Here is a 23,765-nt window from a genome sequence, read left to right on the forward strand (position 1 = left end):
AAAGTTTACATGGAAATAACAAAACCTCCTGGCAAGATCTACACGGAGAACCATGTTGGTCGTTTTCTCTGGTCCCCTGCAGATGGAAAGTATTGGAATGGTCGCTATGGGAAGATTGGCCTCTTGAAGGTGGGCGATATAATTCTCCATGATGTTCATGGAAAGATTGTCGGATATTCAGTCGTAGCAGAGCCCCCTAAAGAACTAACAAAGGAGAAAGTTATAGAACTTTTTGAAAAAATTGGGATCTGGAATGAAAAGTACAAAGAATTTGCAGAAAGCTGGTTCAAAAAGTCTCAAAATGGAAAGTTTTATGTTGTTAAACTTAGTGACTTTAGGGAACTAGATAGACCTATTGGATACACTAAAGTCACAGGTTTACCAGCTCCATGGGAACTTCAAGGGGTGTATCTGATCGACCTACCTCCTGAAGTCCTGAAGAATCTGAAGATAGCCCAGAGAGGCACTGATACAAGGTTTGTTAAGTTGGATGAATATTTTGCCTCAAAAGGTTATCTCTATCCCTCCCATTTAGTTTCCCAGTTCTACACCGCCCTCAAAACTAAGGGCTTTGTTATCCTCTCGGGTCTCACCGGGACCGGGAAGACAAAGATCGCCCAAGAACTCGCGGAACTGCTGGACGATTCAGGGAATAACTTCCTCTTCCTCGCCGTTCGCCCGGACTGGCGCGATTCCAAGGCTTTGCTTGGATACTACAACCCACTAACGGGAGAGTATCATAAGACTAAACTCCTCGACTTCATCCTGGAAGCCAAGAGGGACTACGAGCAAAACCGGGAGAATGCAAAGCCCTACTTCGTCCTCCTAGATGAGATGAACCTCGCCCATGTCGAGTACTACTTTGCAGATTTCCTAAGTATTTTAGAGAGCGGACGAGAGGAGGAAGGCGAGTACAAAGGCTTCACCAGAGAGGCAATACCCCTCCACGAGAATGAGGAGATTACAAAGAAACAGGGAATTCCCAAGAACCTCCGCTTCCCGCCGAACCTCTACATCATAGGAACGGTCAACATGGATGAGACAACTTACGCATTCAGCCCAAAGGTTCTCGACAGGGCCTTCGTTGTGGAGTTCCACGATGTTGATCTTGAAGACTATCCTCCGGCATCGTCCCATAGTGAAGAGGCCGATGGGATTAAAGACGCCCTCAGAACCGTCATTCTACAAGATTTGGCCGGTCCGGAAGGAATGTTCCTCGCTCGCTCAAAGGACGGGATAAACAAAGCTGTAAGAGAATTCAAGGGTGAGCATCCAGACTACTGGAATATCCTGATAAACCTCAACAAAGCCCTCGAACCCTACGACATGCACTTTGGCTACCGTGTCGTCGACGAGATTGCCCTCTTCTTCAATAGCGCAAAGGAAAGCGAGGAGGCGGGCATTGTTGAATTCGAGGGTGATGACGAAATCTTCGACCTAGCTCTCCTGATGAAAGTCCTGCCCAAGTTCCACGGCAACAGGAGGAGGCTTGAGAAGCCCCTGAAGGAAGTGTTGAGGCTCTGCCTCGTGAAGGGCTCAGGCCTCAAAGTTGACGAGCTTAGAAGTGCGGATATCGTTGAAATGCTGGGAGACTGGGAAAACCAGACAACAAACTTCCGCTTCAAACACACCGCCAGGAAAGTCCTTCGCATGCTCAGGCAGCTCTATGAGATAGGCTTTGCGAGCTTCAGCTAATCCTTTCATTCTTCGAAACCCTTATAACTTACCCGGGGGTAAGTAACTTACGGTGGGGTAAGTTGCTGTTCGACCTGCAACCGAAAACCCGGCGTGAGGACTTATACGACAGGGAAAATGAACTGAGGGAGTTTCAGAACGCGGTGAACTTGGGGGAAAATCTGATCCTCCTGCTCGGCATAAGGCGCCTCGGAAAAAGTTCCCTCTTAAATGTTGCCCTCGCAGAATCGGAAATGCCCTATGCAAAAATAGATGTTCGCTCCCTCTACTTCACCCACGGTTCAATACCTCAAGAGATTCTTGCCCGAAAAATCCTTGATTCCCTCCTCGCAACTGTCTCGGGGCGTAAATCACTAAGGCTTAAGCTTGAAAAGGTTTTGAGCTCCATCCGCGGGCTGAGGATTTCAGGCCTGAGCGTGGAGTTCGATAGGAAGCCTGATCTCGCCGAGATCCTGGAAAAGATAAGCTCTTGGGCTGAAAACGAGAACCTAAGGGCAATAATTGCCTTCGATGAGGCCCAGTATCTCAGGCTTTCGGGGATTCGCTACGACGGCCTGATAGCCTACGCGGTGGACAATCTGCCCGGGATAACCTTCGTGCTAACTGGCTCTGAGGTTGGGATGCTCCACGACTTCCTTGGCCTGGAAAATCCTAAAAAACCCCTCTTTGGCAGATACGCGAGGGAGATAGTGCTTCAAAGGTTCAGGCGGGAGGAGAGCGTGGACTTCCTTGCTAGAGGTTTTGAAGAGGTTGGTATTGAACCGGGTAGGCAAGAGATCGAGGAGGCCGTTGAGAGGCTCGACGGTATAGTCGGCTGGCTCACGATGTATGGTTATCTCCGTGGAGTTAGGGAACTTTCCCACTCCGAGGCCATGGATGAGCTCTTCAACATGGCCGAAAAGCTAATCTGGGAGGAGCTTTCATCCCTTATCCAGAACAGCAGGAGGTACGGGGTTATATTGAAGGCAGTCGCCATGGGAAACGTTAGGTGGAGCACCATAAAGGAGTACGTGGAGTTTAAGCTGGGGCCGGTGAACGACGCGAAGTTTTCCATCCTCCTCAAGAATCTCCTCAAGTACGGCTACCTTGAAAAGAGAGGCAACGAGTATTCAATCCCAGATCCGGTCGTTAAGGAAGTCGTGAAGAACCTTCAACTTACCCTCTGGTAGTCTACAGCCCCCACCACTGCCTCTGCACTTCTTTTATGGCCGAGATCGTCCTTAGAGCCTCATATGAAGGCGTAACCGGGACTTCCCTTATTCTTCCCGACAAGTAGCCCCTGATAAATGCCGGCAGACCCTTATCAAGACCGACAGAGTAGCCACCCTCAAAGATTACAGCGAGAGGGTAGCGTGAGAGCGTTGAGCCGGCGTAGGCGAAGAAGAGTTCGCTGAGGCGAAGGGTCGTCAGGTTTTCACCGAGGAAACCGTCAAAGCCAGCAGATACGATGACAAGCTCTGGCTTGAACTGGGCAAGAACGGGCAGAACAACCTCGTTCCAGGCGTAAATGAAGTCATCATCGCCCGCGTAATGGGGCATGGGGATGTTTATTTTCGTGCCCTCGGCCCCTTTTCCACCGACCTCGTGCTCGTAACCGCTCCAGGGATAGATGTCCCGCTCGTGAAGGTCTATGTGGACTGCGTTTTCATCGTCCCAGAGTATCTCCTGGGTCCCATTGCCGTGGTGGGCGTCGAAATCTATGACTAGAACCTTTCCGATGAGCTCTTCGGCAACTTTAGCGGCGTAAGCTGAGTTGTTGAAGATGCAGAAGCCAAGCGTTGGTGCGTTGAATGCCCTCCCAGATTTTCCGGCGTGGTGGCCCGGTGGTCTGACGAGGGCAAAGTGGAGACCCCCATACTTCAAGGCCAGCTCAACCGCCAAGCGGGAAGCACCGAAGGCAAGGAGGGAGGCCTCCCATGTACCGGGGGAGACGTATGTATCAGGGTCGAGGTAGGAAAACGATTGACTCTTCTCCCTCACTAACTCCACGTATTCCTTCGAGTGAACCCTTAGGAGTTCTTCCTCCGGGACTGGAACCGGTTCAACGGGCTTCCACAGGTTCAACCGCTGGAGAGCTTTTACTGCCCTCAACAGCCTGTCCGGATTCTCCGGATGATAGTTCTCCGGTCTGTGCTCAAGGAAAACAGGGGAGTAGATAACGGAGAAGGCCAAAGGCCTCACCACTCCTCCTCTTCCTCGATTAGACCGTACTTTTCCAGCTCACGAAGGAGCTTTCTGACGGCTTCCCAGGCGTCGTGCTCACTCTTGGCCCCTGAACAGACGATTTTACCGGAGGAGAAGAGCAGTATAACGGCTCTCGGCTCCTTAACGCGGTAGATAACTCCCGGAAACTGCTCGGGTTCATACTCGCAGTTCGGAAGGCTCAGCGCAACCGCGTCAAGGTTGAACTCCATCCCGATGTCACCGCTGAAGACCATGTTCTGGATGTCAATCTGAGGCGCTCGGTGGAACTTTGCCCCAATCTTCTTGAGCATCTGGATGAGCTTGTTAACGGCCCTCTCTATGTCCTCAACGCTTTTGGCCCCAGTAACGACAAGCTTCCCGGAGCTGAAGATAAGCAGGGCAACCTTGGGTTCATCGAAGCGACAGATGATTCCGGGAAATTCCTCGGGGTTGTACTTGGAGTTGGGGCAGATTTCAATCACCTTCTCAAGGTTTAGCTCCGTAAAGAGGTCAACAGAAGCGACGATGTTCTCAATCCTGAGCTTTACATTGCTCATGTCCACCAAGGTTTACACCTCCGGATGGTGGGTTTAAAAACCCCTTTATAAATGAGGACCGTCGCTTTTTAAAGCTTTATGCTCAAAAGGGAACATTAAAGAAGAGAAAATTCAAAGGTAGGCCTCAACGAGAATCCTACCAGCTTCAGTCAGGCTCTTGCTTCCGAGGAAGCCGAGCTCGCGGAGCATCGTTAGGGCCTTCTTTATCTCATCGTCGCTTAGGCTGAGGTGCTTCCTGATGACGTCAACTTCCTCCATCTTGTAGCCCTTGGCTTCACCCTTCTCCTTCCAGATTCTGTTGAAGGTCTCTAAGTTCTCGTAAATGACCCTGAGCACGTTGTAGAGCGTCGGTGTAACGCTGAACTTGACCTTCACAATCTCTTGGAGCTTCGCGTTCTCTAATGCTGTCTTGACCTTATCCCCGAGCTCCGTGAGCTTCACCATGCCGTTCTGGAGCTCGACGACGAAGCCTTTAGCTTCGGCCTCTCCTATAGCCCTGATGATTTCCTTCTCGTCGCCACCCACGTAGTTCTGAACGAGCTCAACGAGCTCATCCCTGTGGATGTACCTCTTTCTCGGCGTTTTGGCCAGTATGGCAGTATCGTACTTGGTGAGGAATGGCTTTCTCTTAATCGACCTGCTGAGCCTCAGGTAGAACCTTCCCTTGTCCGTAACGCCAGCCTTTACGACACCCTCCTCCTGGGCCTTTATCACCCACTCCGCTATTGGGACGTCACCACTCTCACTGTAGGTTACCGCCTTCATAGCATCTGGACTGACGGTTCCGAAGTCTATCGCTTCCCTGCCCCACTCGGTAAGCCAGTATGTGTCCTTGTTCTTGACGAGTCTTCTCTCGACGAGTTCCTTGCTTTCGAGGAGGTGAAGCACCGCGCCAAGGTTCTCGATTTCAACCCTCTTTTCAATCTCCTTCTCCGTGGGCAGAATATCTGGGTTGGTTTCGTACTTCTTCGCTATCTCCTGAATCGCCCTGAGGACGCTCAGCTCGTCATCGAGCAGGTAAATCGGGAGAACCTTTTCCTCAACTTTTCCCATTGCCTCGTAGGTCTCCATCATGGCCTTTCCAAACTCGGTCGTTCCCTTCTCGTCACTGAGTCCCATACTCTCAAGCTCGGCATTGCTCCTTCCGGCCTTAAGGGCCTCGAAGTCCTCTTTCCTGAGGACTATCGCCCTGGCGAAAACCGGAATCATGCTCAGAGCCTTAAGCGCGAGCCTCGCCGCCGGGGTCGTTGTGAAGGCCCTGCCCTTCTCGGTTGGCGGTGAAATCAGGAGCAGGCGCATGGCTTGGAGGGCGTTGACGATGTTGTCTCCATAGAGCCTTGAGTTCTTGAATGTAACGAGCTCATCGAGTGTTCCGAGCTTGGGCATTCCCCTCAGGAACGAGGCTATCTCCGGGGTTAAATAGACAACCGGGTGGGTCTCGCGGTAGAGCTGGAGGAGGGCCCTTCCAAACTTCGTAAGGCCGTTTTCATCTGCGAGCTTTCTCTCCTTGAGCTTTTCAAGCCAGCTTTCGGGTATCTTTCCTGTCTCCTCAAGGAGTTCGAGCATCTTCAGAATCTCGGTGTCGGCTATAACGTCCGGTAATTCCTCGAGGTTGAGTGAATCGCTAATCTCGAGAAGCTTCCTTCCAGCATCGGTGAGCTTAATCCTTCCACCCTCAAGCTCGGCAAAGCCGAGTATGTAAAGCTCTATGGCCCTTATCTGGAACTCCTCCGGCAGTTTGGCCTCAATCTCGGCCTGGCTTTCGGTTTTCTTCATTTCCCTGAGTATCTCAAGGTGCCTCCTCTTCAGGTACATCCCATCACCCCTCCTTCTCCTCATCCTCCTTTAAAAAGGCTCCGGGGTTTTTAGAAACGCAAAGTTTTTAAAACTTTCGGTAACTAAAATCGGCGAACCTTTAAAAGGTTACCTGCTGAGGATAGGGAGGTGAGAGCATGAGAAACACGATGGTTTTGGTACGAGCCGACAACTTTCAGAAGGCGAGTGTGGCTTTGGCTGACCTCGTGAGGTACGGAGGAATGAAGATTCGCGGTGACCCAAGGATAATTCCTCCCGCTCTGTCCGACTGGGCCTTTGAGAAAATCAGCGGTGAGAAGCCGAGGAAGAAGTTTAAAGCCCACGTCGTTGCCCAGATAGACCTGTCCCCGGGGAAAGCCATCGGGAGGCTCATGGACATCCATCCGCCGGCCCACGTTCTCGTTATCCCGCCTGATACAGAAGTCTGGGAGGAACTCATGCGCCTCTGGGGGACCTTTGAAAAGCTTCGCGGTTTTCACCCGCCGAAGAGGACAAAGGCCGAAGAAGTAAGGAGGAAAGCCGAGAAGAAAAGGAGGGAGGATTGGGAGATTGAAGAGCCTTAGCTTACTTTTTCCTTTTCCTAATCCTGATGTTGGCTATATCGCCCAGGGTAGGCTCGTAGTCTTTTGGAATTGTCTTTTTCTCCTCGAATTCTTCCTCGACGCGTTCTATGAGAGTAATTTTGAAATACTTCTCAAGCTTTTTAGCTTCCTTTATCGTCGGCTCGCGGTAACCGTGGGCTATGGCGCGAAGGTCGTTGACGGAAAGCCCAATCTCGTGCGATAACTCCTCGTAGCTTTTGCCACTCCTCTGTATGGCCTTGTAAACCCTCTCTGCGAAGTCCTCGACGATTTCCTCGGTGTAGAGGGGCCTCTCACGGTAGGGTTTTGGTTCTCTCCTTGGCCTAGGAGCGGGAGTAGGTCTCCTCCTTGGTTCCCTTCTCGTGGGCATTATGCTGAACCCGGACTTCTTCCTGCCGTACTTCTCATAACAGCGGTCGCAGACGAGAACCTCGGCACCTTCCAGCCTTATCCTGTGGCCCGGGCCCCTTATTGGGGCACCACATATCTCGCAGTAGCGGGGCTTGGCCTTGCTCATAGCTACCACCTTTTCACCTCTCAAACCTCGGAGTCAGGCTTTTTAAACCCCACTCCTACCTTAGACCGATGGCGGAAGTTAGAATAGAGAAGCTAAAGGAACTCGACCAGGAAACGCTTGAGAGGCTGATAGAGATTTACATGAACGCCTACGAGGGGATGCGCGAATACGGCGGTGAGGGAGAGAGCTATGCAAAGCGTTATTTGAGGTGGTGCTGGAGCAAGGCCAAAGATGGCTTTTTTGTTGCAAAAATCGGCGATAGGATAGTCGGCTTCATAGTCTGTGATAATGACTGGTATAGCAAGTACGAGGGCAGAACTGTGGGCGCAATCCACGAGTTTGCCGTTGACAAAGAGTATCAGGGACACGGGATAGGGAGGAAACTCATGGAGAAGTGCTTGGAGTATCTAAAAGACAAGGACGTCGAGCTCTGGGTCGGCGAAAAGAACGAAAAGGCCAAGAGGTTCTACAGGGAGTATGGATTCAGAGAAGTCGGGAAGCACGGTATATGGGTGAGGATGGTTAGGCGAACCGAAAGCTAGATAAAGTCAAGGGAGGAGTAAACTTTATTGGTGGTTGCCATGCCGTGCATTCAGCCAGCTAGCCCGGACAAGGTGAAGAACATGAAGGAGGAGAGCTTCATCAAGGAAGGAAAAGGAAAGCTCAGGGTTACGATTGAGGGAAGCGAGACTCTTGAGACGACCGTTAACGGAAGGCTGAAGAGCGTGGAGGAAATAGCGGAGATGCTGGGCGTTGAGCCGAAAGGGGAGAGGATAGAGGCCGTTGTGGACGGGGTAAAAGTCAGGATGGAGAAAGGAAAGCTCGAACTTGAGTTTGAGAGCGGAGACAGGATGAGGATTGAGAGGGCATAATCTTCCGGCTTTTCTGCCTTCTCGTTTGGCATTTCAGCGTTCCAGTATAATCGCGTTTCCCAAGATTTTCCCCGACAACTTTTCCAGCATCGCTACTCCTAATCAGTTCAACAAGGGCTGATGTGTCTGGGACAACTATTATATCCTCGCATCCACCCTGTCGTCCTCTTTAAACTCTGGGGCGCTCTTGGCAACTCCAAACAGTTTTGACCACACTCCCCGTTTTTCCTTTCCCTTCAGTATTTTTCTAAGCTCTTCATCGCTGGGGGGAAGCTTAATTTCTAGGACTTCCATTCCCCCACCACTGAAGGTTAGAAGAAAAAGTAGATAAGGCTTGCGCCTCACTTCAAAACGGGCCTGAACTTGTAGGCGTAAAGGATTATTCCGTCCTCCTCGAACTCCCTGACCTTTCTCGTTACCATCTCGACCTCCATGCCCTCGTGTATCTCCTCGGGCTCAACGTCGGTGAGCTGTGCCAGAACGACCGGTCCCTCTTCAAGCTGGACCAAAGCCAAGGGATAGGGCTTGTAGTATTCAAAACCGCTCGGCGGGTTCCTAACGATTGTCCACGTGAGAACCTTCCCTTTTCCGCTGAACTCGTATTCTTCGACGTTCCTTGAGCCACAGACGGGACAGACTTCCCTGTAGGGGAAGAAGACGTGGCCGTTCTCACACTTTCCGCCTATGAGCCTGTATTTCTCGCGGAAGTGCCTCCAGTAGCGGGAAACCTGCATCGGGCGGGTCATCTTCACACCCTCCTGAGGACGTTAACGGTTATGTTCGAGCCGGTTCCACCTATGTTCTGGGTCAGGCCGATTTCGGCATCTGGAACCTGTATTCCTTCAGGAGCTTCACCCCGGAGCTGTAAGACGGCCTCAACTGTCTGGTAAACTCCCGTTGCTCCAACAGGGTGCCCCCTGCTCTTTAGTCCGCCCATCGTCTGGATTGGATAGTCAGCATCAATCGCTATCTGGCCTTCCTTAGCCAGGAGGGCACCTTTGCCCTTCTCCGCTACGCCCAGGGCTTCTAAGCTTAAAGCGGCCATAACGGTAAACGCATCGTGAACCTCGAAGAAGTCTATGTCCTTTGGAGTTACCCCTGCCATTTTGTAGGCCCTCTCCGCTGCAATCTTTGCCGCCTTGAGCGTAAGGAAGTCCTCCCTGTTGGCGAGGTTTATAGTATCGGTGGCCCTTCCAATTCCCGCTATCTCAACCCACTTCTCCCTGGGAACGCCAAGTTCCTTAGCTTTCTCCGGTGTCGTGATTATCACCGCCGCTGCCCCGTCGCAGACGGGCGAGGCATCGAAGAGCTTGAGCGGGTCCGCTACGTAGGGACTCTTCATTACAGTTTCAACCGTTATCGGCCTCTTGAACATCGCGTAGGGGTTTTTAGCTCCATTCGCGTGGGCGTTGACCGCGAAGAGAGCGAGGTCCTCTTCGGTGTAGCCGTAGGTCTTCATGTAGAGCCTCATTATGAGCGCGTTTAAAGCGACGAAGCTCGCGCCGTGGAAGAGCTCCCACTCTGCATCGGCGGCGTAAGCCAGATAGCGCGTAGCGTCGCTCGGCCAGGCGTCCGTCATCTTCTCGACACCGACGACGGCAACGACATCTTCCAACCCGCTGAGGACTGCCTTAGCTCCCTCCTGAACTGCCGCACCGCCTGAGGCACAGGCAGCCTCGACCTTAACAGCTGGAATGTTACCCAGGCCAGCCCAGTCTGCTATCAGAGCTCCCAAGTTTTCTTGCTCGACGAAGGAACCAGAAGCCATGTTCCCCACGTAGAGGGAATCAACTTTGTCTATCCCAGCGTCGTTCATCGCGTTGAGCAGGGCTTCAACGGCTATATCCCTAAGTGAGAGCCTCCAGTGTTCCCCAACCGGAACCATTCCGGCACCGATTATGACGGCCTTCCTCATACCAACCACCTCACATTATGTACTTGCCCCTATGCTTGGCATAGAGCGCATAGTCAATGTACTTCTTCCTGTTCACGTAGTCCATGGTCTTTGGAGCCAAATCGCGCTTCTCCTCTATGGCATCCTGAACGACGAGACTGAAGGCATCACTCCCGGCTCCAGAACCAAAGCTCACCCACAGGATTCTGTCGCCTGGTTTGGCTATATCCAAGACCGCGGAAACGCCAACTAGGGTTGCCCCGCTGTAGGTGTTTCCTATTATCCCGCTGAGCAGTCCTGGAAGGACCTTCTCCTTTGGGATACCGAGTATTTTTGCAGCGGTGAGAGGAAACTTGACGTTGGGCTGGTGGAAGACGGCATAATCAAAGTCGTTTGGAGTGTAGCCAAGCTCCTCCATGAGTGTCTTGGCGGCGTTTATTATCTGGTGGAAGTATGCAGGTTCACCCGTAAAGCGGTTGCCGTGCCTCGGGTAGTGTTCATGTTGCCTCCTCCAGAAGTCGGGGGTGTCGGTTACATAGGAATAGCTCGCCTCGAAGTAGGCGACCGTTTCTGAACTCTTCGGGGCTATTATGTAGGCCGCACCCCCGGCCGCGGCGGTGAACTCAAGGTGGTCGCCAGGTCTTCCCTGAGAGGTGTCGGCTCCTATGGCCATAGCGTAATCTGCCATGCCCGAACCAACGAAGCCGATAGCAGCCTGTATTGCCTCGGTTCCAGCCTTACAGGCGAACTCGAAGTCGGCCGCGCTAACGTCGGGAGTCGCGCCTATGGCCTCCGCTATTACAGTACCGCTTGGCTTTACCGCGTAGGGCTTGCTCTCGGTTCCTAACCAAACGGCCCTAATAAGCTTGGGGTCTATCTGGGCTCTCTTGAGGGCATTTCTAGCCGCTTCAAGACCTATCGTTATCGCGTCCTCATCAAGGCCTGGAACCGACTTCTCCTGGATAGGAAAGCTTGAAACTCCCCAAACCCTGCCTATCTCTTCGGCCTTGATTCTATACATCGGAACGTAGGCGCCGTAGCCGATGATGCCTACTTCCCTCTTTGGCTTCAGCAACTTCCGCATGGGCATCACCCTTAGAACTGACTGCCGGAGGTTGGGTTGGGCCTTATAAAAGCCTTTCGGTAAAAGTGAAAAAGAATTTAGACAATTGCCGAGAAAAGCTCACGGCTTTCTGACAACGAAGAGAGCGTGGTCCTTCTCATAGGGTTCAAGCGAAAGCCTCTCGATGACCTCGAAGTACTCAGAGAGCTCCCTCTCGACCTCCTTAAATACTTCCTCAGGTTCTTTCGTTACATCTATGCTCCTACTCTTGACCGATATCATGCCGTAGCCTCTGCTCTTGAGGTATACCTTCGCGTTGTCTATCAGGATTTTCGCCTGCGTTGGCTGTGCAACATCCTCGAAGATAACGTCCACCTTCGGAACCAGCGCGCGGTAGCCCTCTGGCTTCGTCGCGTCGCCGAGTATGGGAACTATGTTCCTCCTCTCCTCCACGATGGGGACGAGTTCCCTGAGAACTCTCGGTGAAAACTCAACTCCGAATATCTTACCTTCCCAGCCGACGATGTCGCTGACGTGAGATGCTGTAGTTCCGCTCGCTATTCCGAGGTAGAGGACTGTTGAACCGGGCTTAATCGGGAAGTTCTTAAGGCTATTGAGGATTGCCGCGCCAAGTTTTGACCTGCTCGGGTTCCAAATCCTGTATTCATCTCCCTCAAATTTGATAACCCTCTCGCCGTAAACTCTCTGCCCGGGAACGAGGTTTTTGGTTGCTATCTTCTCGCTCCCGTCGTCGTCAATAACGATGTAAACGCCCGGAAACCTGTGCTTCTTAACCTTCATCTACCTCACCTCTTTCCGCCCTTGGACTTCTTCTTTTTCTTCTTGTTGGGTTTGCCCTTACCTCTTCTCTCCTTCTGACCCCTCTTTTCTTTCTTGGACTTCTTAGGCTTGAACTTCTTTTTCTTCTCGGGTTTGGCCTTTCTCTTCGGCGGGTTCGGGTACTTCTCCTTAATCTCCTGTATTCTCTGCTCGAGCTCCTTCTTGAGTTCCTCGCCTATGTATTCGCCTGAGAAGTAGTCAACCCTTGCAGCTATAGCCAGCTTTCCGGCCAAAGCTCTCGCTATCTTACCCCTCTGCCACCACGGCGAGCGGTTTATTGCAGGGTACTGGAATATTACACCGTGCTTGGGCGGTTTTGCCCCCGTCCTTAAGTGCCTGAAGAGGGCCTTTTCAGCGCCGAGGACCTGGATTGTTGAGGCGGGCATCATGGCGAGCTCCTTGAGACCTCCGGCAAGGCTCATGAGCCTCGCGGCGAGTTTAGCCCCAACTAGTGCCTTGAGGTTTGGAGCGACCTCGTCCATGGCCATTTCAAGGTAGTCCTCAATCTGCTCCCTGAGCTTGTAGAGGTCGCTTATCTCGCTGGCGAGCTTTCTTATGATTTCGCTGTCGAACTTGCCGAGCGGAGCGCCCATGGACTTTTCTGAGGCCTTGAGAATCTTCTCGATTTTTCCTTCAGAAAAGCCGAGCTTCTCAAGCCTCTCTCTCGTTACGTTCTCTCTCGGGCCGATTTCCTTAACGAAGGCAACGTACTGTGGATGCTTTGGAAGGATTTCATCGAGTTCGGGAAAGTGGAGACCGTACCATTCCCTGAGCCTTGAAACGAGTAGGTTAATCACCTTGTCAATGTCATCGAGTGCTTCGATTGCCTGTATTATCATCTTGTCCCTTGCACCGCTCTGCTCCTGTATCCGGAGCCTGGTCAATGCCACGCCCACTGAGTAGTACTCGTCGAACCAGTTCTTGCCGAGAAATTCAGCAGGATTTGAGCGGAGCTTTTCCCCAGCAACGTTCGGGAACTCGGCGGTGACGTTGTAGTTAAGCTCCCTTAGTTTTCTGCTCAGCTCAGTGTCCTCAACGACGAACTCGTCGTAGCCTTCACCCTTGAGCTCGTCGAGGAAAGCCAGTAACTCGTCGTTCGGCTCGCCTTTTAGGAGTTTGTCGAGGCTTACCTCCGGCTTTCCAGCGAAGGGTCTGCTCGCGATGAGCTTCCCGCTCTCGTCGAAGGCGTAAATACCCCTAACGTTTTCAGCGATGTAAGCCTTCATGAGCATCACCTTCTATTCCTTCCTCAGGTATAGAAGGGTGAGGAGTTTTAAACGGTATCGGTGAAAAAGAGAAAAGGTCAGTCCTCCCAGGGTTCGCGGTACTTCAACGCCCAGCCGAACTCCTCCTTGAGGATATCAATGGCGGCGCTCGGCGGGATGACACCGCGCTCCGTTATGATGACGTCAACGTACTCCGGCGGGGTAACGTCAAAAGCTGGATTCCAGACCTCGATGTTCTTCGGCCAGGTCTTGAGCTCTTCCTCCGGAATGACCTCCGTCGGGTCGCGCATCTCTATCTCCACCAGCTGGCCGAGCATAGTCTCTGGGTGGAACTTGTAGGTTTCGGCAGCAATCATCGTCCAGACCCTGTGCTCCTTGGCCGTCAAAGCTATCAGAGCAGTTCCAATCTTGTTTATCACCGCACCGTTCACGGTTATGCTGTCGGCCCCCATGACAACCTTGTCGGTCATCTTCATATAATGCCTTGCCGCGCTGTCAACGACGTAAATGACCGGAATGCCGTATGAAGCCAGTTCCTTGGCCGTTATCTTGCCCTGCCACTTGGGTCTTGTCTCCGTTACTATGACCTTGATATCCTTGCCCTGGTCAAAGGCTGTTTTCATGACGCTTATCGCGGCCTTGCTGTGGCAGTGGGTCATTATGACGTCGCCGTCCTCTATGCGCTTCGCCCCTATCTCGCCTATCCTCTTCACTGCGTTCTCGGAGTTGTGTATGAACTCCTTCGCGGCGTTGATTATGATGAACTTCAACTGCTCAAGGTCCGCCCCGCTAGAGTAGGCTATTTTTCCGCGGTGCATGACGTAACGTAGCGCGTTGGGCAGGGAAACCGCTGTGGGCCTCGTTTCATAGAGTATCTTTGCCGCCTGTTTCATCTCGTTCCAGAACTCGTCAACGTCCTTTGCCCTGCTTTTCTCGGCCTGTATCTGGAGCGCGTAGGCCGCTGAACGGGCTATCTTTCCTGCACCACGTATCTCCATGTTCTTTATTTTCTCCGCTATCTCCAGGACTTCCTTCACCACTGGCATCGCTATCACCCCCGGGTAAACTTAACTTTTGGATGCAGGGTTTATATTCTTTCTGAAGAACACACGAATCAAATACCCAGGAAATTTTCAGTGCATTAATGTTTCTAAAAGTCCCTTGGTGTCCTTAAATTGCCGAAGGAAGCCGTGTTTACCTTTGTAAAGGCTAAATCTGGGCGTTGGGAAAGGTTTATAACGAAAGACCCGAAGTTCTTAGTGTATAGATTTGGTGACGTGCTCAGGCATGTTCATTGGGGTGATAGGTATGGAAGACAAGCTGATGAAAAAACTTTCGTCGGAGCCTCTCAACTTTGAGTCGTTCTTTTCGGAGAAGGCCATGCAGATGAAGGCTTCTGAGATTAGGGAACTTCTCAAGCTCGTCGAGACGAGCGACGTTATAAGCCTCGCAGGGGGTCTCCCCGCGCCGGAGACCTTCCCGGTCGAAATTATAAAGAAAATCGCTCAAGAGGTCCTTACTGAACACGCCGACAAGGCCCTGCAGTACGGAACGACCAAGGGATTCACACCTCTCCGCCTCGCGCTCGCGAGGTGGATGGAGAAGCGCTACGGAATTCCTATGAGCAAGGTCGAGATAATGATGGTCGCTGGGAGCCAGCAGGCCCTCGATTTAATCGGCAGGGTCTTCATAAACCCCGGGGACGTTGTCATTGTCGAGGCACCAACTTACCTTGCCGCCCTCAATGCCTTCAAGTATTACGGGCCTGAATTTGTGAGCATACCAATGGATCACGACGGAATGAGGATTGATATCCTCGAGGAAAAGCTGGAGGAGCTCAAGAAAGAAGGAAAGCGCGTTAAGTTTGTCTACACTGTCTCAACCTTCCAGAACCCGATGGGCGTTACGATGAGCCTTGAGAGGAGGAAAAGACTTGTTGAGCTGGCAAGGGAGTACGACTTCCTTATCGTTGAAGACAACCCCTACAGCGAACTCCGATACTCCGGCGAACCTGTTCCACCGATAAAGCACTTTGACGAGGAGGGTAGAGTCCTCTACCTTGGGACGTTCTCAAAAATACTCGCTCCGGGGTTCCGCCTTGGCTGGGTTTCAGCTCATCCACACTTCATAAGGAAAATGGAAATAGCGAAGCAGGCTGTTGACCTCTGCGCCAATACATTGGCTCAGGTAATAGCATGGAAGTACGTAGAGAACGGCTACCTCGACAAGCACATACCGAAGATAATCGAGTTCTACAAGCCGCGTAGGGATGCGATGCTAGAAGCTCTTGAGGAGTTTATGCCGGAGGGAGTCGAGTGGACCAAGCCAGATGGAGGAATGTTCGTCTGGGTAACCCTGCCGGAGGGTATAGACACAAAGCTCATGATGGAGAAGGCCGTTGCCAAGGGAGTCGCCTACGTTCCCGGTGAGGCCTTCTTTGCCCACAGGGACGTCAAGAACACCCTCAGGTTGAACTTCACCTACGTTCCTGAGGAGACACTTAGAGAGGGTGTCAGGAGACTTGCAGAAGTCATTGAGGAAGAGATAAAGGCTCTTAAGAAGTGAGGGAAAGTTTTTTACTCCTTTTCTCTCTGTGTTATTGGTGGTGGTATGAAACCGCTGATAGCGATAATCGGTTCCCCCTGGAGCGAAAGCCTTTCCGCCGGGAGGGCACACATAAGGCGCATTATAGAAGCTGGCGGGCTTCCAGCAGTTTTCAGCCCGGAGATAGAACCCGAGGACGTCGTTGCCGTGGCGGATGGAATTCTCCTCATAGAAGGGCCCGACGTTCACCCGCGTTTCTACGGCGAAGACCCCTCACCAAGTCTCAGAGAAGTTGACGTTCTGCGGGACGAGTTCGAGATTGAGCTGGTGAAGCTGGCCGTTGATGCGAACATTCCGGTGCTCGGTGTCGGGAGGGGAATGCACGTAATCAACGTCGCCCTCGGTGGAACGCTTTACCAGGACCTCTACGATATCCCGAAGGCCATAAAGCACGACTGGAGCTTTGGGAACACGAGGCCAGAGCAGAGGCTTCACACGGTTAGAATAAAAGCAGATTCAATGCTCTACTCAATTCTAAAGGAGAGCCTGAACGTTGAGGGAACCAATGAGGCCTGGACGTGGGTGAACAGCTTCCACCACCAGGCCGTAAAGCGCGTCGGTGAAGGCCTCAGACAGGTCGCCTTTGCCGTTGATGGCCTGATTGAGGCCATCGAAAGTAAGGAGCGCTTTATCATCGGCGTCCAGTGGCAACCGGAGCACCTGCCCGAGATGTTGTCCATTTACAGGGCCCTCATCGAGGCTTCAATCAAGAGGCACGAGGAAACTGACGAGATGAGGAGGCGCGAGATAGAGGCAGAAATCCGGGAGGAACTAGCTAGGGAACAAGGTGAGAGCCATCACAGCTCGGAAACGAGCGATAACCTTCCCGACACGACCCAAACGTGATTCCCCTTTCCGTTATCTTTTTCTCAGCCTCGCGGAGGATTTCAAAGCGGATTTCTCTTGGGAGGTAGTAGTAGCCCCCAATCCTCTCGCCCCTCTCGTACAGTGGCCATAGCTTCTCCATAAGCTCCTGAAACTTGGCGAACATTCTCTTCTTTGAGTCAGGTCTGAGCTTTAGCGTCGAAACCGTGATGTGACTCACGAAGCTTAAAGTGTCGAGCGTTTCCTCAAAATCTTCCCAGGTGTAGAAAGGGATTATTGGGTCTATCCTGGCGTAAACGGGGATTCCAGCTTTCTTTGCCTTCTTAAGGGCCATTATTCTGGCCTTTGGAGAGGGTGCGTTGGGCTCGAGGAGCCTGGCTTTCCGCTCGTTGACGGTTGTGACAGTTATTCCAACGGCACAGCGGATTTCGCTTAAAATATCCAGGTCTCTTTCAAATATGTCCGATTTCGTCAGGAGGAGGCATCTCACGTCATAACGTTTGAAAAGTTCGAGCACTTTTCTCGTTATTCCAAGCTCCCGCTCGATTGTTGGATACGGGTCGGAGGAGTAGGAGAGGGCTATTATGTATCCCCGGTCAAACTTCCTCAGCTCTCGCTCGAGCTTTAGAAGAAGGTTTTCCTTCGTTCTCACCCGGAATGCATTCGGGATATAACTCGTTATGTAACAGTAGACGCACGCATGGTCGCAACCGGTGTAGACGTTTAGCGTGTACTTGAACGGACACGTGCAGAGCTTTGACTTCCAAGGGTCGAAGGGACGGATGTACATGCGAGGAGTTATGAAAAGGGCTTTAAAACCCAAACGGTAGGAACTACGGTGATGGCATGACCGTAAAGGGGCGCGTTAAGTGGGTTGAAAACATGCAGTTCGTCGGTTCTCTGGAGGACGGCGGGTGTTCGATAATCCTCGGCGACGGAGGAATCAGCCCTATGAAGCTCCTCCTTCTAAGCGTCGCTGGCTGTACTGCCTACGACGTGGTCATGATTCTCAAGAAGATGCGTGAGCCGATTGAAGGTTTAGAAGTTGAGATTTCGGGCGAGAGGAGAGAGGAATACCCAAAGGTTTACACTAGGGTTCACATCCACTACAAGATTTATGGAAAAGTTAAAGAGGATAAGGCAAAGCGCGCTATAGAGCTCAGTCAGAACAAGTACTGCTCCGCCTCGGCCCAGGTGAAGCTAAGCGGTGCCGAGTTGACTTACTCCCTTGAGATAATCGGGGACGATGATGAGTAAATCCGTTGCGGAAAGATGAAGAAAGGACCGACTAGCTGAGCTCCGTCCAATTCTTAAGTTTTCCCATCCCTAATTCTTTAATGATGGATGTAATTCCTCTCTCCAACGGGTAGAAATTTGAGTAGTCACAATTCTTATAAATGTAAATGATATTTACCAAAGTGGTTCTGTTCAATCGGGTGTTCGTACATGAGGTTGAGAATAACCTTCGAGCCCTACGGCGATGTCGCAAGGCAACCCAACAAACACGCAGTTCAGGGGTTTATCTACAACCTGCTGAAGGGCTCGGAATACGGTGAAAGGCATGATGAACCGAGGTTCAAGTTTTTCACCTTCTCGGACTTCTTCACGGACTCCACTGGGAGACCGACGCTTCTCATATCTTCCCCTGAGAAGGGGTTCATAAACACCCTTTACAGTGCCATCAGGGAGAGGGAGAGCGTTTACATCGGCCGGCAGGAGCTGGAGATTGTGGAACTCAAGAAGTTCAAACTCCCTCTGCGAAGGGCATTCCAGACGGGCTCTCCGATAGTCCTCTACCGAAACGCCGAGAAAAACGAGTACTTCAAGCTCCACCAGCACAGAGACCTTCGCTTCTTCCTCCAGAGGCTCAAGGAGAACGCGGAGAAGAAGTACGAGGCCTTTTACGGCGAGGACTTTTTCCTCGAAGGGCCCATCTTCGACAGGCTGATTCCAAAGCTCAGAACCAATGGAAAGCTCGACGTCTACGTCAAGGTCGTCAAAAACGGTATCCCCTTCCCGGTGATAGGCTCGAACTGGGAGCTCCTTGAGAAGGAGCGCATAAAACCTGAGGAAAGGCGCTTCTACCGCTTCATAATGGACGCTGGCCTCGGTGAGAAGAACAGCCTCGGCTTCGGCTTTTTGAACCCTCTAAGGAGGTGAAAGGTTGAAACTCAATGAACTTGTCGCCCTCGGCGGGCTCCTCCACGACATCGGAAAGCCCGTGCAGAGGGCAAAACGGTATTCGGGCGACCACTCGGAGCAGGGAGCGGAGTTCTTGGGACAACTAGCCAGGGAAACGGGGAGAGAAGAATACGGGCTCCTCGCGCTTTTCTCGGCTTTCCACCACAAGAAACACTTCAAAGAGGCCAGAATCAGGGAAACTGTCAAAAGGATCAACTCTGAACGCTTTGGGCTGAGCGAAGAAGACATCATGCAAGCCCTGTGGATAGTTTACGAGGCCGACAACCTATCCTCGGCAGAGCGGGAAGAAGGAGAACCGGAGAACATAAGGCCACTTTATTCAATCTTCAACAGGGAAAGGGCCTATTTTCCCGTTGCCCTCGAATTCGGTCAGGAATTGCCGGTTCCCACGGAAGTTGATACCTTGACAAAACAGCACTACGAGAGAATAGTGAAAGGCGTTGAGGAAGAGCTCAAAAAGACTGAGCTCAGGGTTGATAGAATACTCCCGGTTCTTGAGAAGCACCTCACCTTCGTCAGCTCGGTAACCTCTAAGGGAAACGTCATCTCGCTCTACGACCACATGAGGATGACATCCGCTATAGCTCTGGCCATGCTGAAGGCCGGCTGTACAGCCGGGGACATAAAAGCCGGAAGGTGCAGGAAGGAAAAGAGGTTTCTCATTATTGAAGGTGACTTTTCGGGAATACAGGACTTCATCTACGGGATAAGCGGAAAGGGAACCCTCAAGTACCTCCGCGCAAGGAGTGCATATCTGGAGCTAATCGCCTGGGACATCGTCCTCGAAATCCTGAGAAGGCTCGGCCTCACGAGGGCCAACGTTATATTCAACGCCGGCGGGCATTTCCTTATCCTCGGCCAGAACACGGAGGAGGCTATAAAAGAGCTCGAAGGCATAAGGAAGCACGTTGTCGAGTGGCTCTACCGCGAATTTGACGGAAAGCTCTACTTGGCTTTGGCGTGGGAGGCTGTGAGCGGGGAAGAGCTCGGACGGAAAGGCGAGAAAAACTTCTTCGCCGAGGCACGGACGAGGCTAAAGAGAAAGCTTGACATCAGGAAGTTGAGACGCTTTGAAGAAGTTGAAGGCCTATTCAAAGAGCCAAAAGCCAGTGAAAGGCTTGAGGAGTGCGCGGTCTGTGGAAAGGAAGTTCCCGAAAATCTGCTTGAACCCTTCAAGCTGAGCGACGATTCAAGTGTAAGGGCCTGTAAAACCTGTAACGAGCTCGCAGAGCTTGGCAAGAATCTGCCCAAGGTTAAAGGCTTTGTCATGGACCGGAAGACCCACGAGGGTGAGGACATAACGAAAGGCCCGTTCAGGCACTTCATACCCTACATCGAGGACCCAATACCGCGGGGTGAAGCCCTCCTCCTCAAGAACAGCCTCGACGTCCCCGGGAACCTTCAGGAAACTATCGAGTTCATCCCGTATTTAGTGGCCGATTACTTCAAGCCAAGCAAGGAGGGTGAGCGTGTAATAGCGGACTTTGAAGAGCTCACAGGGGAGGCAACGGGCACGAAGAGACTTGGTGTCCTCAAGGGCGACGTGGACAACCTCGGATTGTTCTTCAGAGACATGGACAGTCCCTCAAAGCTCGCCACCGCCTCGCGCTTCATGGACTACTTCTTCAAGGCCTACCTGAACGAGATTATCAGGGGCAAGTTTGAATATTTGATGGGAGATATTCCATCACTCGGGGACTGGCCAAAAGAGCCTGACATAGTGGTGGTTTACGCCGGTGGAGACGACTTCTTCATAGTTGGCGCGTGGAATCAGGTCTTCGAGCTGGCCTTCAGAGTAAGGGAGGCCTTCAGGGCCTACACCGGGAAAGGGATGACGCTCTCGGCGGGATTGGGTTACTTCCATCCCAAGACGCCAATCTACAGGATGGCCGATGTCGTCTCGGAGAGGCTTGAGAGGGCGAAAAACGAGGGGAAAGATAAGGACAGGGTCTTCGTGATAGAGAGAACCGCTCCGGAAGGATTCCCAATCGCTTACCGCTGGGGGAAGTACGAGGAGCTCTGGAAGACCTACAAGCCAAGGGTTTACGCCGGAAACGGCAGACTGGTGAAGGAACTTGAGTCAAAGAAAGGCCTTCTGTGGAGAATTCTTGAGCTCAGGGAGCTCTACGTCAGGGACCCGGAGAGTGTGAAGTGGGCTTACCAGATGGCATATCTCCTCGGTAGGCACAAGCTTTCCGACCTGTTCCCAGAGCTCGTCGGGATAGATGCAGAGGCCGCCCTGAAGGGTGAGCCGCAGCCGATCTACTGGATTGATGGAGTCTTGAAGGTTGTTTTGATGGCCGTTAGGGGGTGATTTGATGGTTTACGGAAAAAGCCACCCGGGCCATGGTATGGGCAGGTATCAGAGGGAGACCCACGGGGGCAACGTTGGTGAGCTCTTCGGAGAAAACCCGGACGTAATAGGAATAAGAGAAGCCTTCGAGAAGAACAGAATATCGTGGAAGGACATTGAGCCATACTTCAGAAAGATAGCTCAAGAGCTGGAAGAGAGCAGAAAGAAAGGAGCTTTTCCTGGCTGGAGTCCGGAGAGAAGGCTTGCGAACGCCATTGTCGTGGCGGCTTATCTCAGAGCCCAGAACCTCAAGACGAACCAGGTAAGGAAAGTCCTTGAGATGGCGCGAACCATCGAGCTGAAGCTGAAGAAGGGGGATACCGACATAAGGGACGACGTTGTAAAGACCCGCTATCTGCTGGCTTATGCCGTTGGCAGGGCCACGGGAGGGGCTAAACATGCCCTCGATGCATTTCACAGAGTCCTCGACCCAATGCTGGCCCTCCTGATGGAGAAGCCCGATGTTGCTCACTTTGAGGAGTTTTACGACTTCCTTCAGGCCGTTGTTGCCTACCACAGGTTCTTTGGAGGTGGTGAATGATGGACAGGCACTTTTATGGGAAAGTCGTTATCCGGGGCAGGATTAAGGCCCTCACCGGCCTCCACATAGGCTCCCAGAGGGACGTCTCGGAGATAGGGGGTATTGACAACCCTGTCATAAAGGATCCCCACACCGGTCTGCCCTACATCCCGGGCTCCTCGCTAAAGGGAAAGCTGAGGAGTCTGTTTGAGGTTTTCACTAACTCCAAGCTCGATGAGTGGAAGGAGAAATACCCTGCCCTGAAAAACTATTCCTCTGGCAGTTGCAGGCCCTTGAACGAGGAAAACTGCGGCAGGTTCTTCAACAAGAGGATAAACCGTGGATGGATACACGTCTGTCCTGACTATTCCACCGCAATCAACTGTCCCGTCTGCCGTCTCTTCGGTGCGAGCGGGAAGGAGAGCAACTTTCCCTCAAGGCTTATCGTTAGGGATGCCTTCCTCGCGAAGGAGTGGGAGGAGAGGTGGAGGGCCGGAGAGGAGATAACCGAGGCGAAAATCGAAGTTGGCATTGACAGGGTAACGTCTCAGGCCAACCCTAGGACAAACGAGCGCGTCGTTGCTGGAGCGGAGTTCGACTTCGAGATAATCTACAACGTCGAGGACTCAAATCAGTGGGAGGACGACATAAAGAACCTCCTAACGGCGATGGCCCTCCTTGAGGACAGCTACCTCGGCGGTTCTGGTTCAAGGGGCTACGGAAAGGTGAAGTTCAGCTTTGAGACATTCGAGTTTAGGAGTGCCGACTATTACCGCACCGGCGATGAGGAGGAGAAGATAGCCATACCCGTTGGAAAGAGGCAAGTCATTGACGTTCTCAAGGACTTTGATGGCTTCTTCTCGGGGGTGAAAGAAAAGCTGGGGGCAGGGTGATGCCCAGGCTCAGCTTCAAGACCGTCAAGCTAATTCCCAGGGGGCCCATAAGAGAGCTTCCTAGGGCGGATACGATATTTGGTGCTATCGGTAACGCGGTGGCGACGCTCTTCGGTGCCAAGGCGGTGGACGAGCTTGTGGGGGGGTTCAAAAGAGAGGCAAGAATCAGCTCCGCCTTTCCCTTTGAGGGAAACACCTACTACCTCCCAAAGCCCCTGAGCGTTTGTGTCCTTGACTTCGGAGAGCTTTTGAAAGACCTTCCGGAGGAAGAGCGCTACCCCATGGAGAAGTCTATGAAAAAAGCGAGATACCTCGACCTCAGAAACTTTGAGAGATCCCTAGGGCTTGAGCCCTTCGACGTTCCCAAAGGTTTGCCCTTCAGAAGGGTGGACGTTCCTAGGGTAGCTCTCGATAGGGTAACCAACGACTCCAGCCTGTACTTCTGGGACGAGGTGAGGTTCGAAGAGAACTCCGGTTTTTACTTCTTATACTCCGGCGACGAGGGCTTTTTCAGGGACTACATACTTCCGGCTCTCCGCTATCTAAGTGATACAGGAATCGGGGGGAAGGCGACGTGGGGCTTCGGCCTCTTCGACTTTCAAGTTAGCAAACTTGAGATAAGCGCTCCGGAAAGTCCCTGCAATGTAACTCTTTCCAATGCCCTCCCAACGAAAACTCCGGTGCTCTGGAATCTAGTAAGGAAAGGCGGCTGGAGCTCTGGCAGGAGAAAGCCCAAGGTGAACTTTATCTCAGAGGGCTCAATCGTGGCTAATGATCCCGGGAAGATAATATCCCTTGACCTTGGACTAACTTATCGGGTTTACGTCTACGGCCTTACGTTTCCAATACCGGCCGAAGTCCCGGAGGAGACTTTGAAAGGGGTGGACTGCCAATGATGCTGAAGGTTCTCTCCCCGCTCCACATCGGCAACGGGAACAGGTTCACTCCAGTTGACATCTATCCGACCAAGGGCAGGGTTTACGTCCTCGACGTCGAGAGGCTCGTTAATGACCTCCAGAGGCTCGGCGTTGACCTTGAGGAAATCCTCGCGCTTCTCAAGAACCCTCCCAGGGAGCACTACGTGTGGAAGGGCTACATCGAGGAGTACCACCTCAACCCCTCGG

26 protein-coding genes are annotated in these 23,765 nt (G+C 52.3%); 14 read left to right on the plus strand and 12 right to left on the minus strand.

The features are described from left to right. The first annotated feature begins 9 nt into the window (after positions 1 to 9). Both F7B33_RS02060 and F7B33_RS02065 read left to right on the plus strand, forming a co-directional pair. Complete coding sequence (locus tag F7B33_RS02060; protein ID WP_297072874.1) at positions 10 to 1,695, plus strand: AAA family ATPase; 1,686 nt, start codon at positions 10 to 12, stop codon at positions 1,693 to 1,695. A 62-nt stretch (positions 1,696 to 1,757) separates the two neighbouring features. Beyond that, positions 1,758 to 2,864, plus strand: a complete 1,107-nt coding sequence (locus F7B33_RS02065; RefSeq protein ID WP_297072849.1) for an ATP-binding protein — start codon at positions 1,758 to 1,760, stop codon at positions 2,862 to 2,864. Between the two features lies 1 nt (position 2,865). On the opposite strand, the gene F7B33_RS02070 is transcribed toward F7B33_RS02065, so the two are convergent. The 3 genes from F7B33_RS02070 to F7B33_RS02080 form a co-directional block, all read right to left on the minus strand. Then, positions 2,866 to 3,867, minus strand: coding sequence for a histone deacetylase family protein (locus F7B33_RS02070; RefSeq protein WP_297072876.1), 1,002 nt, complete (start codon positions 3,865 to 3,867; stop codon positions 2,866 to 2,868). Positions 3,868 to 3,872: 5 nt separating this feature from the next. Beyond that, entirely contained in the window at positions 3,873 to 4,445 is a 573-nt protein-coding gene (locus tag F7B33_RS02075; protein ID WP_042691874.1) for a TATA-box-binding protein, read from the minus strand. A gap of 102 nt (positions 4,446 to 4,547) precedes the next feature. Then, complete coding sequence (locus tag F7B33_RS02080; RefSeq protein ID WP_297072851.1) at positions 4,548 to 6,251, minus strand: DUF505 family protein; 1,704 nt, start codon at positions 6,249 to 6,251, stop codon at positions 4,548 to 4,550. Positions 6,252 to 6,388: 137 nt separating this feature from the next. On the opposite strand from F7B33_RS02080, the gene F7B33_RS02085 reads away from it, so the two are divergent. Then, positions 6,389 to 6,814, plus strand: a complete 426-nt coding sequence (locus F7B33_RS02085) for a DUF356 domain-containing protein (RefSeq protein WP_297065139.1) — start codon at positions 6,389 to 6,391, stop codon at positions 6,812 to 6,814. 1 nt (position 6,815) lies between these two features. On the opposite strand, the gene F7B33_RS02090 is transcribed toward F7B33_RS02085, so the two are convergent. After that, the gene (locus tag F7B33_RS02090; protein ID WP_297065175.1) at positions 6,816 to 7,349 is read right to left on the minus strand and encodes a multiprotein bridging factor aMBF1; all 534 of its coding nucleotides are present in this window, start codon (positions 7,347 to 7,349) and stop codon (positions 6,816 to 6,818) included. A gap of 68 nt (positions 7,350 to 7,417) precedes the next feature. Here F7B33_RS02090 and F7B33_RS02095 point away from each other — a divergent pair, with 68 nt between their 5' ends. Continuing rightward, complete coding sequence (locus F7B33_RS02095; protein ID WP_297065141.1) at positions 7,418 to 7,891, plus strand: GNAT family N-acetyltransferase; 474 nt, start codon at positions 7,418 to 7,420, stop codon at positions 7,889 to 7,891. A 39-nt stretch (positions 7,892 to 7,930) separates the two neighbouring features. Further along, positions 7,931 to 8,221: a hypothetical protein gene (locus F7B33_RS02100; protein ID WP_297065177.1), complete on the plus strand. Its 291-nt coding sequence runs from the start codon at positions 7,931 to 7,933 to the stop codon at positions 8,219 to 8,221. Between the two features lie 138 nt (positions 8,222 to 8,359). On the opposite strand, the gene F7B33_RS02105 is transcribed toward F7B33_RS02100, so the two are convergent. The 7 genes from F7B33_RS02105 to F7B33_RS02135 all read right to left on the minus strand — a co-directional run bounded on the left by F7B33_RS02105 (position 8,360) and on the right by F7B33_RS02135 (position 14,290). Beyond that, positions 8,360 to 8,515 carry a hypothetical protein gene (locus tag F7B33_RS02105; RefSeq protein WP_297065144.1) on the minus strand — a complete coding sequence of 52 codons (156 nt, stop codon included), beginning with the start codon at positions 8,513 to 8,515 and terminating at the stop codon, positions 8,360 to 8,362. 47 nt (positions 8,516 to 8,562) lie between these two features. Beyond that, positions 8,563 to 8,967, minus strand: a complete 405-nt coding sequence (locus F7B33_RS02110) for a Zn-ribbon domain-containing OB-fold protein (RefSeq protein WP_297065147.1) — start codon at positions 8,965 to 8,967, stop codon at positions 8,563 to 8,565. Between the two features lie 2 nt (positions 8,968 to 8,969). After that, entirely contained in the window at positions 8,970 to 10,136 is a 1,167-nt protein-coding gene (locus F7B33_RS02115; protein ID WP_297065150.1) for a thiolase domain-containing protein, read from the minus strand. Positions 10,137 to 10,146: 10 nt separating this feature from the next. Then, a complete protein-coding gene (locus tag F7B33_RS02120) occupies positions 10,147 to 11,199 on the minus strand; it encodes a hydroxymethylglutaryl-CoA synthase (protein WP_297065180.1) in 1,053 nt (350 codons plus the stop codon). A 99-nt stretch (positions 11,200 to 11,298) separates the two neighbouring features. Next, positions 11,299 to 11,979, minus strand: coding sequence for a fibrillarin-like rRNA/tRNA 2'-O-methyltransferase (locus F7B33_RS02125; RefSeq protein WP_297072853.1), 681 nt, complete (start codon positions 11,977 to 11,979; stop codon positions 11,299 to 11,301). Between the two features lie 5 nt (positions 11,980 to 11,984). Beyond that, on the minus strand, positions 11,985 to 13,244 hold the full coding sequence (locus F7B33_RS02130; RefSeq protein WP_297065183.1) for a C/D box methylation guide ribonucleoprotein complex aNOP56 subunit: 1,260 nt from the start codon (positions 13,242 to 13,244) through the stop codon (positions 11,985 to 11,987). A gap of 77 nt (positions 13,245 to 13,321) precedes the next feature. Then, the gene (locus F7B33_RS02135) at positions 13,322 to 14,290 is read right to left on the minus strand and encodes a ribose 1,5-bisphosphate isomerase (RefSeq protein WP_297065155.1); all 969 of its coding nucleotides are present in this window, start codon (positions 14,288 to 14,290) and stop codon (positions 13,322 to 13,324) included. A gap of 262 nt (positions 14,291 to 14,552) precedes the next feature. Here F7B33_RS02135 and F7B33_RS02140 point away from each other — a divergent pair, with 262 nt between their 5' ends. Further along, the gene (locus tag F7B33_RS02140; protein ID WP_297065158.1) at positions 14,553 to 15,809 is read left to right on the plus strand and encodes a PLP-dependent aminotransferase family protein; all 1,257 of its coding nucleotides are present in this window, start codon (positions 14,553 to 14,555) and stop codon (positions 15,807 to 15,809) included. Positions 15,810 to 15,854: 45 nt separating this feature from the next. After that, positions 15,855 to 16,694, plus strand: a complete 840-nt coding sequence (locus F7B33_RS02145) for a gamma-glutamyl-gamma-aminobutyrate hydrolase family protein (protein ID WP_297065161.1) — start codon at positions 15,855 to 15,857, stop codon at positions 16,692 to 16,694. Here F7B33_RS02145 and F7B33_RS02150 read toward each other — a convergent pair. Beyond that, positions 16,624 to 17,463 (minus strand): radical SAM protein, encoded by an 840-nt coding sequence (locus F7B33_RS02150; protein WP_297065164.1) that lies wholly within the window; start codon positions 17,461 to 17,463, stop codon positions 16,624 to 16,626. The genes F7B33_RS02145 and F7B33_RS02150 overlap by 71 nt on opposite strands. Positions 17,464 to 17,519: 56 nt before the next feature. Between F7B33_RS02150 and F7B33_RS02155 the strand changes: the two genes are divergently transcribed. The 7 genes from F7B33_RS02155 to csm5 all read left to right on the plus strand — a co-directional run. Then, complete coding sequence (locus tag F7B33_RS02155) at positions 17,520 to 17,930, plus strand: OsmC family protein (RefSeq protein ID WP_297065167.1); 411 nt, start codon at positions 17,520 to 17,522, stop codon at positions 17,928 to 17,930. A gap of 189 nt (positions 17,931 to 18,119) precedes the next feature. Further along, a complete protein-coding gene (cas6, locus tag F7B33_RS02160; RefSeq protein ID WP_297065169.1) occupies positions 18,120 to 18,833 on the plus strand; it encodes a CRISPR-associated endoribonuclease Cas6 in 714 nt (237 codons plus the stop codon). 4 nt (positions 18,834 to 18,837) lie between these two features. After that, positions 18,838 to 21,189: a type III-A CRISPR-associated protein Cas10/Csm1 gene (gene cas10 / locus F7B33_RS02165; RefSeq protein ID WP_297072855.1), complete on the plus strand. Its 2,352-nt coding sequence runs from the start codon at positions 18,838 to 18,840 to the stop codon at positions 21,187 to 21,189. A gap of 4 nt (positions 21,190 to 21,193) precedes the next feature. After that, entirely contained in the window at positions 21,194 to 21,769 is a 576-nt protein-coding gene (csm2, locus tag F7B33_RS02170) for a type III-A CRISPR-associated protein Csm2 (protein WP_297072857.1), read from the plus strand. After that, a complete protein-coding gene (csm3, locus tag F7B33_RS02175) occupies positions 21,769 to 22,641 on the plus strand; it encodes a type III-A CRISPR-associated RAMP protein Csm3 (protein WP_297072859.1) in 873 nt (290 codons plus the stop codon). Before csm2 ends, csm3 begins: the two co-directional genes overlap by 1 nt. Further along, positions 22,641 to 23,537, plus strand: coding sequence for a type III-A CRISPR-associated RAMP protein Csm4 (csm4, locus tag F7B33_RS02180; RefSeq protein ID WP_297072861.1), 897 nt, complete (start codon positions 22,641 to 22,643; stop codon positions 23,535 to 23,537). Before csm3 ends, csm4 begins: the two co-directional genes overlap by 1 nt. Beyond that, positions 23,534 to 23,765 (plus strand): type III-A CRISPR-associated RAMP protein Csm5 (gene csm5, locus F7B33_RS02185; protein WP_297072863.1); only part of this gene is annotated, 232 nt, incomplete at its 3' end. The genes csm4 and csm5, both read left to right, overlap by 4 nt.

Origin of the sequence: Thermococcus sp., from assembly GCF_015523185.1 — an archaeon.
Lineage (GTDB): Archaea > Methanobacteriota_B > Thermococci > Thermococcales > Thermococcaceae > Thermococcus.